The sequence below is a fragment of the Polaromonas sp. LjRoot131 genome, from assembly GCF_964252805.1.
Taxonomy (GTDB): Bacteria; Pseudomonadota; Gammaproteobacteria; order Burkholderiales; family Burkholderiaceae_C; genus Polaromonas.
Genome location: NZ_CAXUPF020000001.1, coordinates 593043 through 606587 on the forward strand (window position 1 = coordinate 593043; position 13545 = coordinate 606587).

14 protein-coding genes are annotated in these 13545 nt (G+C 65.8%); 5 read left to right on the forward strand and 9 right to left on the reverse strand.

The annotated features are described in order from the left end of the window. Positions 1 to 23 precede the first annotated feature (23 nt). From ACSQ27_RS02825 to ACSQ27_RS02865, 9 genes are all read right to left on the reverse strand, one after another. Positions 24 to 1151, reverse strand: a complete 1128-nt coding sequence (locus ACSQ27_RS02825) for an ankyrin repeat domain-containing protein (protein WP_436153969.1) — start codon at positions 1149 to 1151, stop codon at positions 24 to 26. Continuing rightward, the gene (locus tag ACSQ27_RS02830) at positions 1148 to 1759 is read right to left on the reverse strand and encodes a sigma-70 family RNA polymerase sigma factor (protein ID WP_436153970.1); all 612 of its coding nucleotides are present in this window, start codon (positions 1757 to 1759) and stop codon (positions 1148 to 1150) included. Before ACSQ27_RS02830 ends, ACSQ27_RS02825 begins: the two co-directional genes overlap by 4 nt. Positions 1760 to 1912: 153 nt before the next feature. Continuing rightward, complete coding sequence (locus tag ACSQ27_RS02835) at positions 1913 to 2788, reverse strand: hypothetical protein (RefSeq protein ID WP_436153971.1); 876 nt, start codon at positions 2786 to 2788, stop codon at positions 1913 to 1915. A 230-nt stretch (positions 2789 to 3018) separates the two neighbouring features. Beyond that, positions 3019 to 3792, reverse strand: coding sequence for a zinc-dependent peptidase (locus ACSQ27_RS02840; protein ID WP_436153972.1), 774 nt, complete (start codon positions 3790 to 3792; stop codon positions 3019 to 3021). A gap of 52 nt (positions 3793 to 3844) precedes the next feature. Continuing rightward, the gene (locus tag ACSQ27_RS02845; RefSeq protein WP_436153973.1) at positions 3845 to 4648 is read right to left on the reverse strand and encodes a UDP-2,3-diacylglucosamine diphosphatase; all 804 of its coding nucleotides are present in this window, start codon (positions 4646 to 4648) and stop codon (positions 3845 to 3847) included. Between the two features lie 15 nt (positions 4649 to 4663). After that, positions 4664 to 5173 (reverse strand): peptidylprolyl isomerase, encoded by a 510-nt coding sequence (locus ACSQ27_RS02850; RefSeq protein ID WP_436153974.1) that lies wholly within the window; start codon positions 5171 to 5173, stop codon positions 4664 to 4666. A 34-nt stretch (positions 5174 to 5207) separates the two neighbouring features. Next, positions 5208 to 5903, reverse strand: coding sequence for a peptidylprolyl isomerase (locus tag ACSQ27_RS02855; protein ID WP_436153975.1), 696 nt, complete (start codon positions 5901 to 5903; stop codon positions 5208 to 5210). After that, the gene (locus ACSQ27_RS02860) at positions 5903 to 7141 is read right to left on the reverse strand and encodes a L,D-transpeptidase family protein (RefSeq protein WP_436153976.1); all 1239 of its coding nucleotides are present in this window, start codon (positions 7139 to 7141) and stop codon (positions 5903 to 5905) included. Before ACSQ27_RS02860 ends, ACSQ27_RS02855 begins: the two co-directional genes overlap by 1 nt. Before the next feature lie 94 nt (positions 7142 to 7235). Then, positions 7236 to 8306, reverse strand: coding sequence for a L,D-transpeptidase Cds6 family protein (locus ACSQ27_RS02865; protein WP_436153977.1), 1071 nt, complete (start codon positions 8304 to 8306; stop codon positions 7236 to 7238). 319 nt (positions 8307 to 8625) lie between these two features. Between ACSQ27_RS02865 and cysS the strand changes: the two genes are divergently transcribed. The 5 genes from cysS (at position 8626) to tilS (ending at position 13384) form a co-directional block, all read left to right on the forward strand. Beyond that, positions 8626 to 10002, forward strand: coding sequence for a cysteine--tRNA ligase (gene cysS, locus ACSQ27_RS02870; protein ID WP_436153978.1), 1377 nt, complete (start codon positions 8626 to 8628; stop codon positions 10000 to 10002). Between the two features lie 61 nt (positions 10003 to 10063). Next, entirely contained in the window at positions 10064 to 10771 is a 708-nt protein-coding gene (locus tag ACSQ27_RS02875; RefSeq protein ID WP_436153979.1) for a DNA-3-methyladenine glycosylase family protein, read from the forward strand. A gap of 27 nt (positions 10772 to 10798) precedes the next feature. Beyond that, the gene (locus ACSQ27_RS02880; RefSeq protein ID WP_436153980.1) at positions 10799 to 11779 is read left to right on the forward strand and encodes an acetyl-CoA carboxylase carboxyltransferase subunit alpha; all 981 of its coding nucleotides are present in this window, start codon (positions 10799 to 10801) and stop codon (positions 11777 to 11779) included. Between the two features lie 32 nt (positions 11780 to 11811). After that, the gene (locus ACSQ27_RS02885; protein WP_436153981.1) at positions 11812 to 12420 is read left to right on the forward strand and encodes a hypothetical protein; all 609 of its coding nucleotides are present in this window, start codon (positions 11812 to 11814) and stop codon (positions 12418 to 12420) included. Continuing rightward, entirely contained in the window at positions 12413 to 13384 is a 972-nt protein-coding gene (tilS, locus tag ACSQ27_RS02890) for a tRNA lysidine(34) synthetase TilS (RefSeq protein WP_436153982.1), read from the forward strand. The genes ACSQ27_RS02885 and tilS overlap by 8 nt, the downstream gene beginning before the upstream one ends. Positions 13385 to 13545 lie beyond the last annotated feature (161 nt).

The window sequence follows — 13545 nt, forward strand, 5'->3', positions numbered from 1 at the left end:
ACTTCGCCCGCGACGCCGCAAGCTCAGCGGGCCGCTTCAATCAGGTGGGCAATTCCGTCATAGCCCAGCCGCCGCGCATGCTGCAGCGCGTTCAAGCCGTCGTGGTCGATCAGCGCGGTGTTCGCACCCGCCGCCAGCAGGCGTTGGACCACGGCCGTGTGCCCCTGCATGGCGGCCAGTATCAGGGGTGTGCGGCCCTCCGCATCCGCCGCATTGAGGGCGGCGCCTTGCTGCAGTAGCCGCTCCACTTGCGGCAAGTTGCCCGCGCGCGCCGCATTCTGCAACGCGCCCGCCAGCTTGGGGATACCGGGTGCTTCTTTCCGTAAAACGGACGCCGGCGCGCTTTGCCTTTCCCGTTTTTCTTCGGGTGGCGCGGCGGCTGGTGCGGCGGCGGAGGGCGCGGCCATAGGGGCGGACCGCTGAACCGCTGCGGCGGCCGGTGCGGCTGGTGCTGCCTGCGGCACGGGCGCCGCGGAGGCCGCCTGCCCGCCCATCACGGTCTCTGACTGGCGTGCGGATCGCTCGAACAGCAGGTTTTCCTGTGCGGCGGCGATTTCCGGCGCGGCTGGCGGCGGGGCCGCCGGTGAAGGCGCCGGGCTTGGCGGGGGCGGCCGCGCAGCTTCGGCTTCTGCCTTGGGTGCCGTCGAGCCGCTGAGGGACGGCGGGGCGGTGGATTTTTTCGCCGCAGGTGCTGCGGGTGCCGGAGGCGCTTTTGGTGCTGGGAGAGGGCTTTCAGCCTGCCTTGCTTTGGCGCTGCGGCTGTCGGCCTGGGGTGCTTGCGACGTTACAGCATCCGCGGCGGCTGGGGCGGTGGGGGCCGTAGCCGCTGCCGGTGGCGCGCTCGCGCTGGGCTGGCCGAAGGCCAGGTCTTTTTCCTCGTCCGTGCCACGGTCGAACTGCAGCACCAGCAGGCCTGTCAGTCCGGCCAGCGCCAGGCTGGCCAGGGCGGAGATCTTCCAGCGCGACTGGTTGGCGGGGGGGGGCGTGGGCGCGCCGCTGCCGGTGGCCGGGATTTGCCGGCCGGCCTCGATCACCATCTGCGCATGGGCGCGCACCGCGTCCCGCACGTGCGCGCCGGGCCGGCGCGCATCCTGTGCGCTGGCTTCGCGGTAGCGCTGCGTCAGCTCATCGCTGCGGTCAGGCTCTGTCATGCAAACTCCTGTAGCTGCTGGCGCAGGCTGTTTCGTGCATAGCGCAGGCGGCTTTTGGCGGTTTCGAAATTCACGCCGGTGGCGGCGGCGATCTCCTCCACGCTGAGGCCGGCTTCGGCTTGCAGCAGGAAGGCCTCGCGCTGCTCGCGCGGCAGGCGCTCAACCGCGGCAATCAAGGCCGCTGCCTGCTCGCTGGACTCGAGCCGGCGCAAGGGGCCAAAGCCCGAATCGGCGGCCAGCGTATCGCCCAGGCCGGGGCTCTCGCCGCCTTCACCGTCGTCACCGCCGTTGCCGTCAAGGCTCACATGGTGGCGCGCGGTGCGAAAGTAATCAATCAGCCGGTTGTGCGCCATGGTGAACAGCCAGGTCTTGAAGCGCGCCGACACCTTGTAGGTGGGCGCGCTGCGGGCCACGGCAAACCACACGTCCTGCAGCAGGTCGTCGGCCACCGCCTGCACCCGCACGCTGCGAAACACATAACGCCACACGCCGAGCTCGTGGCGCGCGTAGAGCGCATCGAAAGCCGCGATCTCGCCGGCTGCATAGCGCAGCATCAGCGATTCGTCGCTGTCTTCGGCTGCGTCGTCGGACGGGGGCGCACTGGGCATGCGCCAGATTATCGCCCCCACGGTCGCTCACTGCGTGTAGCTTCCTGCCCCCCGAGGGGGCCGCTGCGCCTGCGGTCTGGCAAAGCCAGTCCCGCGGCCCCGGCTGGTATGGAGAGTCCCTACGGTCGCGCACTGTGTACGGCTTGTTGCGCGTCAATGAGGATCTGGAACATACGAGAAACTGCGGGATTCCGGGAACGGATTGGGGCTGGGGATCGACGGTGCCAGCTCGCGGATCACACCGGCGGCAACCAGGTTCTCGCGGCTGTCGTAGCGGATGCGGATCACCTCGTTGGGCTGGGCCTGCAGGCGCGCGAAGCTGGTGTGCGACACCACCGAGCTTTCGCGGGCGCCGTGGCCGGTTCCCAGTTTGGGCGCCGGCGTCGGGGCGGCCTGCTGTTTCCTGAGCGTGCCCTCGGCGGAGGCTGAAGTGTCCGCGCCGCCCATGATGCGCTCGGCCAGTGATTCCGCTGCGGGGGCCGCCGGGGCTGGGGCGCTGCGCAGGCTTGCGGGGGCGTCGGCCTCGCGTTCGCTGCGGTCGCGGCTGGAATAGGCGGGCGCCTGGGCCACCGGCTCGGGCAAGCGTTCGCGAAAGAGCGCCACGCCGATCACGCCGACATTGGCCGGCCTGCCGGTGCGGCCGGCGTAAGAATCGCCGAGCGCGGAAAACTCGAAGGCCGCGACTTCGCTGCTGCTTTTGCGCCAGCCCGTCACCTGGTATTGCTGCCAGGGTGAAAACACATAGCCGGTCTGGTCCCAGGCGGCGGTTTCGCCGCTCAGCACGTTGACGCCGTCGACGGCGGTCACGGCCAGCACCCGCTCGCCGAGCTTGTTGCGCACGGCAATCGCATATTTGGCACCGTACTGGCCGGCCACCCAGTAGTCGCCGCGGTGGTAGTACAGCGGCAGCGCGGCGCCGGTGTTGCGGTCTATCACGGTGATGTCGGCCAGGCGGCCGACGGCCTGCGCCGGCAGGGCCCAGGCGGACAGGGCCAGCAGGATGGAAGCGGGGAGGAGATGGGATTTCATGGGGGCTCCGGAGGGTGGTGGAGCTCCATGAAACGAAGCAGGCGGGGGAATGGGGTTGAGCGCCCCTCAAAAAAACCTCCTGGCGTTGTTGCGCCGCCTTGCCGTACTGGTGTACTGTCTGCGGCGACGCGCCTAGCCAGGACCGCTTCGCTGGGTTTTGTGAGCGGCTCGAGGCAGGAGGCTAAGTGAGCCAAACCCACGGAAACGGCGTTTTAAGCCGCCGCTGCCCCTTATTGCTTCGCAGGAATGAAAAATTTGTCGAACAACACCGTCATCGACGCGAAATCCTGGGTGAAGCGTTCGCGGTTGACGAAGTAGGCCTCGCAGGCAACGGCGAAAAACTCGGCCGGGGAACCTGCGCCATAGTCGTCCAGCCACGGCGGCGCGGCGCCGAAACGTTTGGCCATGGCGACTTTTTCGCAGAACTCGTCGAAGGCCGGCTGCATCACCGAGTGCCATGCGCTCAGGGCGCTGCGGGTGGGCAAAGGAGGGCAACCGTCGGCCGCGCCGTCGCGCATGTCGATCTTGTGGATGAATTCGTGGATCACGACGTTGTGCCCGTGCTCGGCCGCGCTGCCTGCCGCAGCGACCTCCTGCCAGCTCAGGGTGACGGGGCCGCCGTCCATGGCTTCGCCCAGCAGGGTTTCGCTGTAGCGGTGCACCACGCCGGCCTGGTCGGTGACTTCGCGGCGCGCCAGCATGGCGCCGGGGTGCACCACGATGCCCTTGAAGTCGTCGTACCAGCGCAGGCCCAGGTGCAGCACCGGCAGGCAGGCCTGGGCGGCGATCGCGACGGCTATTTCGTCGGTGACTTCCAACCCCTGCGCGCCGGTGAATTCTTTTTGTTTGAGGAATTTTCCGGCCAGCTCGTGCAACTGCTGCAGTTCGGTTACCGGGCGGCGGGCCAGGAAGGGGAACTGCAGCAAGGTGTCCATCCACAGGGTGTCGGGAATGGTCTTGGTGGGAGCGCTTTGGCGCCCCAGCGTTCGTAACCAGTTCAGCATGATGGGGTGGGTGTCTTGGTCGGAGGCAAGGCGAAAAGAAAATGAAAAGAAATCAGCACAGGGCAATGCGCTGCAAGCCGCCGGCGCCCAGGCGCAGCACGTCGGCGCGCGGCACGGGGGCGGCCAGGTCCCAGTCGCTGAGCACCACGCGCGAGAGGCCCTCGCCAAGGTCGTGCAGCGCCGGCTTGTGGGTGTGGCCGTGGATCAGCGTGGGGGCCTTGGCCGCGCGCAGCCACTGGCGGGCGGCCCCGGAATCGACGTCGGCATAGGACGCGCCTGATTGTTTGCGTGCTTCGCTTTGCCGGCGCAGAGCGCGCGCGATGTCCTGGCGCTCGGCCGGGGGCTTGGCCAGGAAGGCGCGCTGCCACTCGGGGCTGCGCACCTGCCGGCGAAATTCCATGTAGTCGGTGTCGTCCAGGCACAGGGCATCGCCGTGCGAGAGCAGCCAGCGCAGGCCAGAGTTCGGGGGGAATTCCAGCACCGTCGGGTCGTGCAGCAAGGTGGTGTTGCACAGGTCCATCAGCTCCTGGCCCACCAGGAAATCGCGGTTGCCGTGCATGAAGAACAGCGCCAGCCGGCCGGCGGCTTCGCCCATGGCCTGTACGCAGCGCGCATCAAAACCGGCGGCGGCAGAGGCCAGGTCTTCGCCGACGGCATCGTCGCCGACCCAGACTTCAAACAGGTCGCCCAGGATGAAAACCGCGTCGGCGGGCGTGCTTTCGAGGTAGTGCCGCCAGGCTTCGAAGGTGGCGGGCTCGGCGGCCTGCAGGTGCAGGTCGGAAATGAAGTCGACCGTGCGCCAGGACGGCGGCGCCGAAAGCTCCGCGATCTCGGGGACGGCCTGGGGGGTGTTCACCGGCGGCTGGGGCACTCAGTCCAGCGAGATGGCTCTCTGGATGATCACGTCTTCCATCGGGACGTCGTCATGAAAGCCCTTGCGGCCGGTCTTGACGGCCTTGATTTTGTCGACCACGTCGGTGCCGGCAATCACCTTGCCGAACACGGCATAGCCCCAGCCCGAAGCGCTGGGTGCGGTGTGGTTCAGGAAGCCGTTGTCGGCCACGTTGATGAAGAACTGCGAACTGGCCGAGTGCGGCGCGTTGGTGCGTGCCATGGCGACGGTGTAGTTGTCGTTCTTCAGGCCGTTGTTGGCTTCGTTCTCGATTTCGCCGTCGGTGGGCTTTTGTTTCATGCCGGGCTCGAAACCGCCGCCCTGCACCATGAATCCGGGGATCACGCGGTGAAACACGGTGTTGGCGTAGTGGCCCTTATTGACGTAGTTCAGGAAGTTGGCGACGGTCTTGGGCGCCTTGGCGTCGTCCAGTTCCAGTGTGATGACGCCGTATTCGGCGATGTGCAGTTCAACTCTGGGTTTGCTCATGATGGTGTCCTGTAGGGGAAGGTCAATGAATGAATTAATTGACGAGGGTTGCTGATTTGATGAGGACCGGCGTTTTGGGAACATCGGTCGGGAAGGGTCCACCCGCGCCTGTCGGCACGGACTTGATCTTGTTGACGACTTCCATGCCGCTGACGACCTTGCCGAACACGGTGTAGCCGTAGAGCTGCGGCGCATTGACGAGTTGCGCGCGCGGCGTGTTTTCGTAGACGCGGCCCTGGTATTCAAATTTGGGCACCGGGTCGCCGGGCGGGATGACGGTGGGGTTCAGGAAGTCGTTGTCCTTCACGTTGATGAAGAACTGCGACGAGGCGGAATTGGGATCGTTGGTGCGCGCCATGGCCAGGGTGCCGACGACGTTTTTGGGGCCGCCCTTGGCGAGCGCCTCGCGGCCTTCATGCGGCACGGGCGGGCGGGTCTTCTTTTCGGCGTAGGTGGCGTCGTAGCCGCCGCCCTGGACCATGAAGTTGCTGATCACGCGGTGGAAAATCGTGCCGTCGTAGTGTTTGTCCTTGACGTACTGCAGGAAATTTTCAACGGTCTTGGGCGCCTTGTCGGGGTAGACCTCGACCACGAAGTCGCCTTCGCTGGTCGCGAACTTGACCTTGGGCGCGTTTTGCGCGAGCGCCGGGCCGGCCGCGAGGGCCAGGCCTGCCGCGGCAACGGCCAGCAAGGCGCGGCGCAGGGGCAAAAAGGCGGGATGAACTGCCATCAAATCGTTCCTTCAAAGAATATTTTCCACTGGCTGCCCTGACGGACCCAGTACTGGCGTTTGGTGCGGCCTGTCTTGGCGCCTTTGACCAGTTCGCCAAAGGTTACCACCATCGTGTCGGTGCTGTCGGTCCAGCGCAGGTAAGACACGTCCTTGAGCTGGATGTCGCGTCCGCCCAGCTGCTTGATCTCGGTCTGCAGGGCCGGCGTCCATTCGGCCAGGGTCTTGCCGTAACTGGTGAAGTCGGGGGTGTACCAGGCGGTGAGCTTGGCGATGTCGCCGCTGGACTTGGCGCTGTGCCAGCCCCGCAGCACGCTTTCAAAGGATTTGCTGTCGGCCGTGAGCGTTTGCGGCGCCACCCATTTGAGGCTGTGCGCGATGACGACGGGCGTGCTGCGCACCTCGACGGTGCGGATGATGCGCTCCAGGTCGGGGTTGGCCAGCACCACGCAGCCGTCGGTGGACAGCGGCGCCCGCGAAAACTGCGCCGGGGGCGTGCCGTGCAGCCAGATGCCGCCGCCGGTCTTGCCGCGCTTGACGTCGAGCTGGTTGGGGTAGTTGATGGGCAGCGCGCCCGAGCCGTAGAAGTCGCGCAGCGATTTAGGGTCCAGGTTGCTGGTGATGAAGTACACCCCAACCGGCGTCCGCAGGTCGCCTTCGACGGATTTTTCGATGCCGGACTTGCCGACCGAGATGTAGTAGTCGGCCACCAGCCTGATGCCGGTGGCGGTGTTTTCAAACAGGTACAGGCGCGACCTGGAGGCGTCGACGGCGATCGCATGCCTGTTGCGCGGCGACAGGGCCAGGAACTGCGAAGGCACGGTGCCGGGCGCCGGGCGCTCGCGCAGCGCGCGCAGCCGCAGCAGCGATTCCTGGCGCAGCTCTGCCAGCAGCGGAGCCGCGGCCTTGCTGGCGGTGATTTCGGGGACGTCGCCGGGTGCGCGCAGCGGGCGCGTGAAGCCGGCCAGCAGGTCGCCGTAGACCAGTTGCGCGAGCTGGAAGTTGGGATGGTCCTTGACCAGGCTTTCGGCCTTGCGCAATGCTTCGCGCGGCTTGGCCTGGCCTATCAGCTTGTAGATCTCAATCAGCCGGGCTTCCGCTTCGCCGTCGCGCGGTTCGCGTTGCGGCGGGGCGGTGGCGCGCGCTGTGGCCTTGGCGGAGGCTTCCGCGGGTGCGGGCAGCAGCGCCGGCACCAGGCAGGGGGCCATGAAAAAAAGGGCCGTGAGCGCCTTTTTCATGCTGGTTTCCATGGCAGCTTGCCGGCCGGCGAAGGGAGGCGAAGAGGAGCGAGGACGGGCAGGGCAATGCACTTGAGTCAGGTCGGCCCGGCGGTCAACCGCCTGTGGATTCCTTGACGATCACCCAGCGATCACCCACCTTGGCGAGGTCCAGGGTCTTGCGGCTGGAGATGTTCAGCGAATCGGCGCTGTAGTCCTGCTTGAACCGGGCCGTGGCCTTGGCGCCCTGCACCGAGATGGACAGGTTGGAAATCTTCACGTTGATCTTGGATTTGCCGACGATGCGAGCGCGGCGGTCTTCTTCCCAGGCTTTGCGGGCTTGCTTGCCGGGCGGATCGAAATTCTGGCCGTAGCTGCCGAGGTAGGCGTTCATGTCCTTGCTGGACCAGGCCTGGGCCCAGCCGTGCACGGCGGTTTCGACTTCTTTCTCGGCGCCGCTCGCGGCGGCGGGCGCTGGCGCAGGGGCTGGAGCAGCAGGTGCGGGCGTTGCGGCCGGCGCTGACGCCACGACGGGAGGGGGGGCCACGGGTGCGGGCTTGGCGGCGGGAGCCGGGGTTGGCGCGACGGACACAGGGCCGGACGCCTGGGCGCCGGCGGCGGGCTTGGCGGCGGCTTGCGGCTGGGCTTTGGCGTCGGCGGAGAACAGGTTGCGGATCAGGGCCAGCTTGGGCGGGACGGCCGCATTACCGCCGTCCAGCTGCAGCGCCTTGCTGTAGGCCTGGCTGGCCAGGCGGGCATAGACGTCGCCGAGGTTTTCATGCGCGGTGGCGTAGCTGGGGTTGGTGCGTATGGCCATTTCCAGCGCGGCGCGGGCCTTGTCGAACTGGCTCTGGCCGGCGTACAGGACGGCCATGTTGTTGTAGGGCTCGGGAAGCTCGGGATAGTCTTCGGTGATCTTGGTGAAGGTGGCGATCGCGTCGTTGGTCTTGCCGGTTTCGGTCTGGATCACGCCCTTGAAGAAACGCATTTGCGGGTCGCGCGGTTTGCCGGCGAGGTATTGGTCGACCTTGGCGAGCGCTTCGGGATACTGGCCGGCACGCATCAGTCGGCTGACATCGGCATAGTCGTCCGCGTGGGCCGCCGACATCGACAGTGCGGCGGCCACCACGAGCAGGCGCAGGGCGGCTGACAGGGGTTTGCGTTTAAAAAAGTTTTGCGTGGGCATAAGAACTCTCGCTATTGTTTTAGGTCCCCTGGGGCCGTTTGATGGCCGTGGGCAGAAGTCACTCTAAACAGCCCGGCTTTTCAGGTGGCCGCGGGGACCGCTGAATGTTGTCCATCGGGCTGGATATACTGGCTGATTGTAGCTGAGGGGGTATAGTCCATGGCCGCCCGGATTCCGTACTTTTCCTTTTTATCGCACGTTTTGGCGCGTACGCCAATCGGCCCTTGTCCGCCCCCGGCGTCCGTGAGATAAACCTTCCTGTTCCCTTGTCCGACCGATAGTCGGTTTTCGACCGACGTCTCCCGCCACCCCAATTTTCATGAGCCTTCGCATTTACAACACGCTGTCGCGTGCCGTGGAAGAATTTTCCCCCCTGGAACCCGGCCATGTGCGCATGTATGTCTGCGGCATGACGATTTACGACCTGTGCCACATCGGCCATGCGCGCATGATGATGGCTTTCGACGTGGTGCAGCGCTGGTTCAAGGCCAGCGGCCTGCGTGTGACCTATGTGCGCAACATCACGGACATCGACGACAAGATCATCAAGCGGGCGGTCGAGCGCGGCATCACCATCCGGGCGCTGACCGACGAAATGATCCAGGCCATGCACCAGGACATAGGCGCGCTGGGCATGGAGCCGCCGTCGCTGGAGCCGCGCGCCACCGAGTACGTGCCGCAAATGCTGGGCATGATCGCCACGCTGGAGAAAAAGGGACTGGCTTACCGAGGCTCCAGCGGCGACATGAATTATTCGGTTCGCAAGTTCCCGGGCTACGGCAAGCTCTCGGGCAAGTCGCTGGACGAGCTGCGGGCCGGCGAGCGTGTGGCGGTATTGGACGGCAAGGAAGACCCGCTGGACTTCGTGCTCTGGAAAAGCGCCAAACCCACCGAACCCGATGACGCCAAGTGGGACAGCGACTACGGCCCCGGCCGTCCCGGCTGGCACATCGAGTGCTCGGCCATGAGCTGCCAGACCCTGGGCGAGACCTTCGATCTGCACGGCGGCGGCGCCGACCTGCAGTTCCCGCACCATGAAAACGAGATCGCCCAGAGCGAGGGCGCGAACGGCAAGCCGCTGGCCCGCTTCTGGGTGCACAACGGCTTTGTGCGCGTGGACAATGAAAAAATGTCCAAGTCGCTGGGCAACTTCTTCACCATCCGCGAAGTGCTGACCCAGTACGACGCTGAGACCATCCGTTTCTTCCTGGTGCGCACGCATTACCGCAGCGCCCTGAACTACAGCGACGCCCACCTGGACGACGCCCGCAATGCGCTCAAACGCCTGTACACCGCGCTGGCCGGGGTCAAGGCGGACGCTGTCGCCATCGATTGGGCCAACCCATTTGCCGCCCGCTTCAAGGCCGCCATGGACGAGGATTTCGGCACGCCCGAGGCGGTGGCCGTGCTGTTCGACCTGGCCGGTGAAGTCAACAAGACACGCTCGCCCGCGCTGGCGGGGCTGCTCAAGAGTCTGGGCGCCTGCCTGGGCCTGCTGCAGGGCGAGCCCGGCGCCTACCTGCAGGCCGGGGCCGGGCTGGACGAAGCCAGCATCCAGGGCCTGATCGCGCAGCGCGCCGCCGCCAAGGCCGCCAAAAACTTCGCCGAAGCCGACCGCATCCGCCAGGATTTGCTGGCCCAGGGCATTGTGCTCAAGGACTCCGCCGCAGGCACCACCTGGGAGGCCCAGTCGTGAGCTTTGACTACACGCCCGGCCGTGAGCGGTCGCTAAACCTGCAGACACTGCACGGGGCGCCATGAAACAGGTCGTCAAAAGCGGCCCCGCCAGCGCCGAACTGGCCGACGTCCCGGGCCCGGTCGCCGCGGTTCCCGCCTACTGGGCCGAGGCCTGCAAACACCTGGTCAAGAAAGACCGGGTGATGAAGCGCCTGATCCCGCAGTTCGGCGATGCCTGCCTGCAAGCCCGCGGCGACGCCTTCGGCACGCTGGCGCGCAGCATCGTGGGGCAGCAGATCTCGGTCAAGGCCGCGCAAACCGTCTGGCACCGTTTTGTGGCCTTGCCCAAAAAGATGACGCCGGCCAACGTGCTCAGGCTCAAGGTCGACGACATGCGGGCCGCGGGCCTGAGCTCGCGCAAGGTCGAATACCTGGTGGACCTGGCCATCAACTTCGATGCCGGCACGGTGCACGTGAAGGACTGGCAGTCCATGGACGACGAGGCCATCATCGCCGAGCTGGTGGCGATCCGCGGCATCGGCCGCTGGACGGCCGAGATGTTTTTGATCTTCTACCTGATGCGTCCCAACGTCCTGCCGCTGGACGACGTCGGCCTGATCAGCGGCATCAGCCAGAACTATTTTTCCGGCGAATCGGTCAGCCGCAGCGACGCGCGGGAGGTGGCCGCCGCCTGGGCGCCGTACTGCAGCGTCGCAACTTGGTATATTTGGCGCTCTTTGGACCCATTACCGGTCCTGGGGGCCCCCAGCGGCCCCGAGCAGATTTAAGTTTCAGGAAGCCTTGAGGAGCAGCACATGGCGAAGAAGACCTTTCTTGATTTCGAGCAACCGATCGCGGAACTCGAAGGAAAAATCGAAGAACTGCGCTACGTACAGACCGAGTCGGCCGTCGACATCTCCGAAGAGATAGACCAGCTGGCCAAAAAGAGCCAGCAACTCACCAAAGACATCTACAGCGACCTGACGCCCTGGCAGATCACCAAGATCGCCCGCCACGCCGAGCGTCCCTACACCCTGGACTACATCAGCGAAATCTTCACCGATTTCGTGGAACTGCATGGCGACCGGCACTTCTCCGACGACCTCTCTATCGTCGGCGGCCTGGCCCGCTTCAACGGCACGGCCTGCATGGTGCTGGGGCACCAGAAGGGCCGCGACACCAAGGAGCGCGGCCTGCGCAACTTCGGCATGAGCAAGCCCGAGGGTTACCGCAAGGCGCTGCGCCTGATGAAAACCGCCGAGAAGTTCAAGCTGCCGGTGTTCACCTTCGTCGACACACCCGGCGCCTATCCCGGCATAGACGCCGAGGAGCGCGGCCAGTCCGAGGCGATCGGCCGCAACATCTTCGAGATGGCGCAGCTCGAAGTGCCCATCATCACCACCATCATCGGCGAAGGCGGCTCCGGCGGCGCGCTGGCCATTTCGGTGGCCGACCAGGTCGTGATGCTGCAGTACTCGATTTACTCCGTCATCAGCCCCGAAGGCTGCGCCTCCATCCTCTGGAAGACTTCCGACAAGGCGCAGGAAGCCGCCGAGGCGCTGGGCATCACCGCGCACCGGCTCAAGGCCCTGGGCGTGATCGACAAGATCGTCAACGAGCCCGTGGGCGGCGCGCACCGCGACCACAAGCAGATGGCGGCCTTCCTCAAGCGCGCCCTCAACGACGCCTTCCGCCAGGTCAGCGACCTGAAGGTCAAGGAGCTGCTGGACCGCCGTTATGAACGCCTGCAAAGCTATGGGCGATTCACCGACACCAAGGCCGACGCCGGAAAATAAGGGCCCCGGCCATACGCCGGAGCGACAAGACCATGGCCCGTCCACGCGTCGGCCCTTACAGTGCCAAGGAAGAACAAGCACTGGCGAAGTTGCGCCGGCGATTCTGGTTGACCACTGGCGCCCTCTATGCGGCTTTTTTGGGGGTCATGTTCGGCCTCGTTCCGCGCGAGTTTGCCGCTGAGCCCCTGGCAGTTTCCTTCGCCAACCTGATGGCCCGTGGGCTGCCCATGCTGGACCAGCTGCCGAAAATCCCCGGTTACGACCCGTTTCTGCGTTTTCACTACGCGGTGCTCTGGCTGATTTCTCCTGTTGCAGGGCTTGCCGGCTGGTGGGCCGGGCTGGGCTATCCGGTCGAGCATGATCGCTACGCGCGAATCAAAAGCCCGAACCGCAGGCTGGCGTGGGGCCTCTTGTTTTGGTGCGCCGGCCTGCTTTTGATGGCCGTTTGGCCTGTTGTGGAGGGCGGGGGCCCTTCCTGGCGGGATCAAACGCTTGTATCGAGCGTTTTTGGCGTGGGGTTCAGCGGCGCCTGCATTCTGGGATTCTGGTTCTTCATCGGCACCACACTCGGTGTGCTTTGGGTGCGGACCAGGATTGACCGGAACATCTTGCAAAACTTGCAAAAGCCAGGCCATGAGTGACAACGACGTGATCGCTGCCGCGGTTTCGCGATTTCAACCCTCTTTACCACTGGCTGTCGCACTCAGCGGCGGCGCCGACTCCGTCGCCTTGCTGGCGGCCTGCGCGCAGAAGTGGCCGGGCCAGGTGTATGCGATCCATGTGCACCACGGCTTGCAGGCGGCGGCCGATGGCTTTGAGCTGCATTGCGTCGCCCTGTGCGCGCAGTTCAATGTGCCGCTGGCCATCCAGCGCGTGGATGCGCGCCATGCCTCCGGCGAGAGCCCCGAGGATGCGGCGCGCAAGGCGCGCTACAAGGCTTTTGGCGCCGCAGTCCGGGATGGATTTGCGCAGGCAACTGTCAAAGATATCGCGATTGCGCAACACGCCGATGACCAGGTCGAGACCCTGTTGTTGGCGTTGTCGCGCGGTGCGGGCCTGCCGGGGCTGGCGGCCATGCCGCAGCGCTGGGAGCGGGATGGCATGACCTACCACCGCCCCTTGCTCGCGGTGCCCGGGGCGCTGCTGCGCGCCTGGCTGGTGGAGCGCGGCATCCCTTGGGTGGAAGACCCGACCAATGCCGATGAGCGCTTTACGCGCAACCGGATCCGCGCGCGGCTGCTGCCTGCGCTGCAAGAGGTTTTTCCGCAGTTTCGCGACACCTTCGCGCGCAGCGCCCGGCATGCGGCGCAAGCCCAGTCGCTGCTGCTGGAAGTCGCGCGGCAGGACCTCGCCGCGGTCGGTTTGCCGCCTGCCATCAAGAACCTGCAGGCCCTGTCGGAGCCGCGCCAGGCCAATATGCTGCGCCACTGGCTGCTGGAATCCCACGGCGCCACGCCCAGCGCCGCGCAGCTCGAGCAACTGCTGTCGCAGATTGCAGCCTGCACCACGCGCGGCCATAGCATCCACCTCAAGGTGGCGACGGGCCATGTGACGCGCGCCGGCAGCGTCCTGCGTTACGACGCGGCGATGGATAAGCCGGCTTAACTAGGTAGTAGTCCTAGGTATAATTGAAGGCTTTGCTGGCGGAACGCACCTTTACGGGCCTCTTTTTTGATGTGCGTAGGGCGTTCTAGAAATCCAGCTTTTCGGGATGAAGTGCGAGGCGCCCGGAGCGCAGCAACCGGAATGTACTTCGGTACATGAGG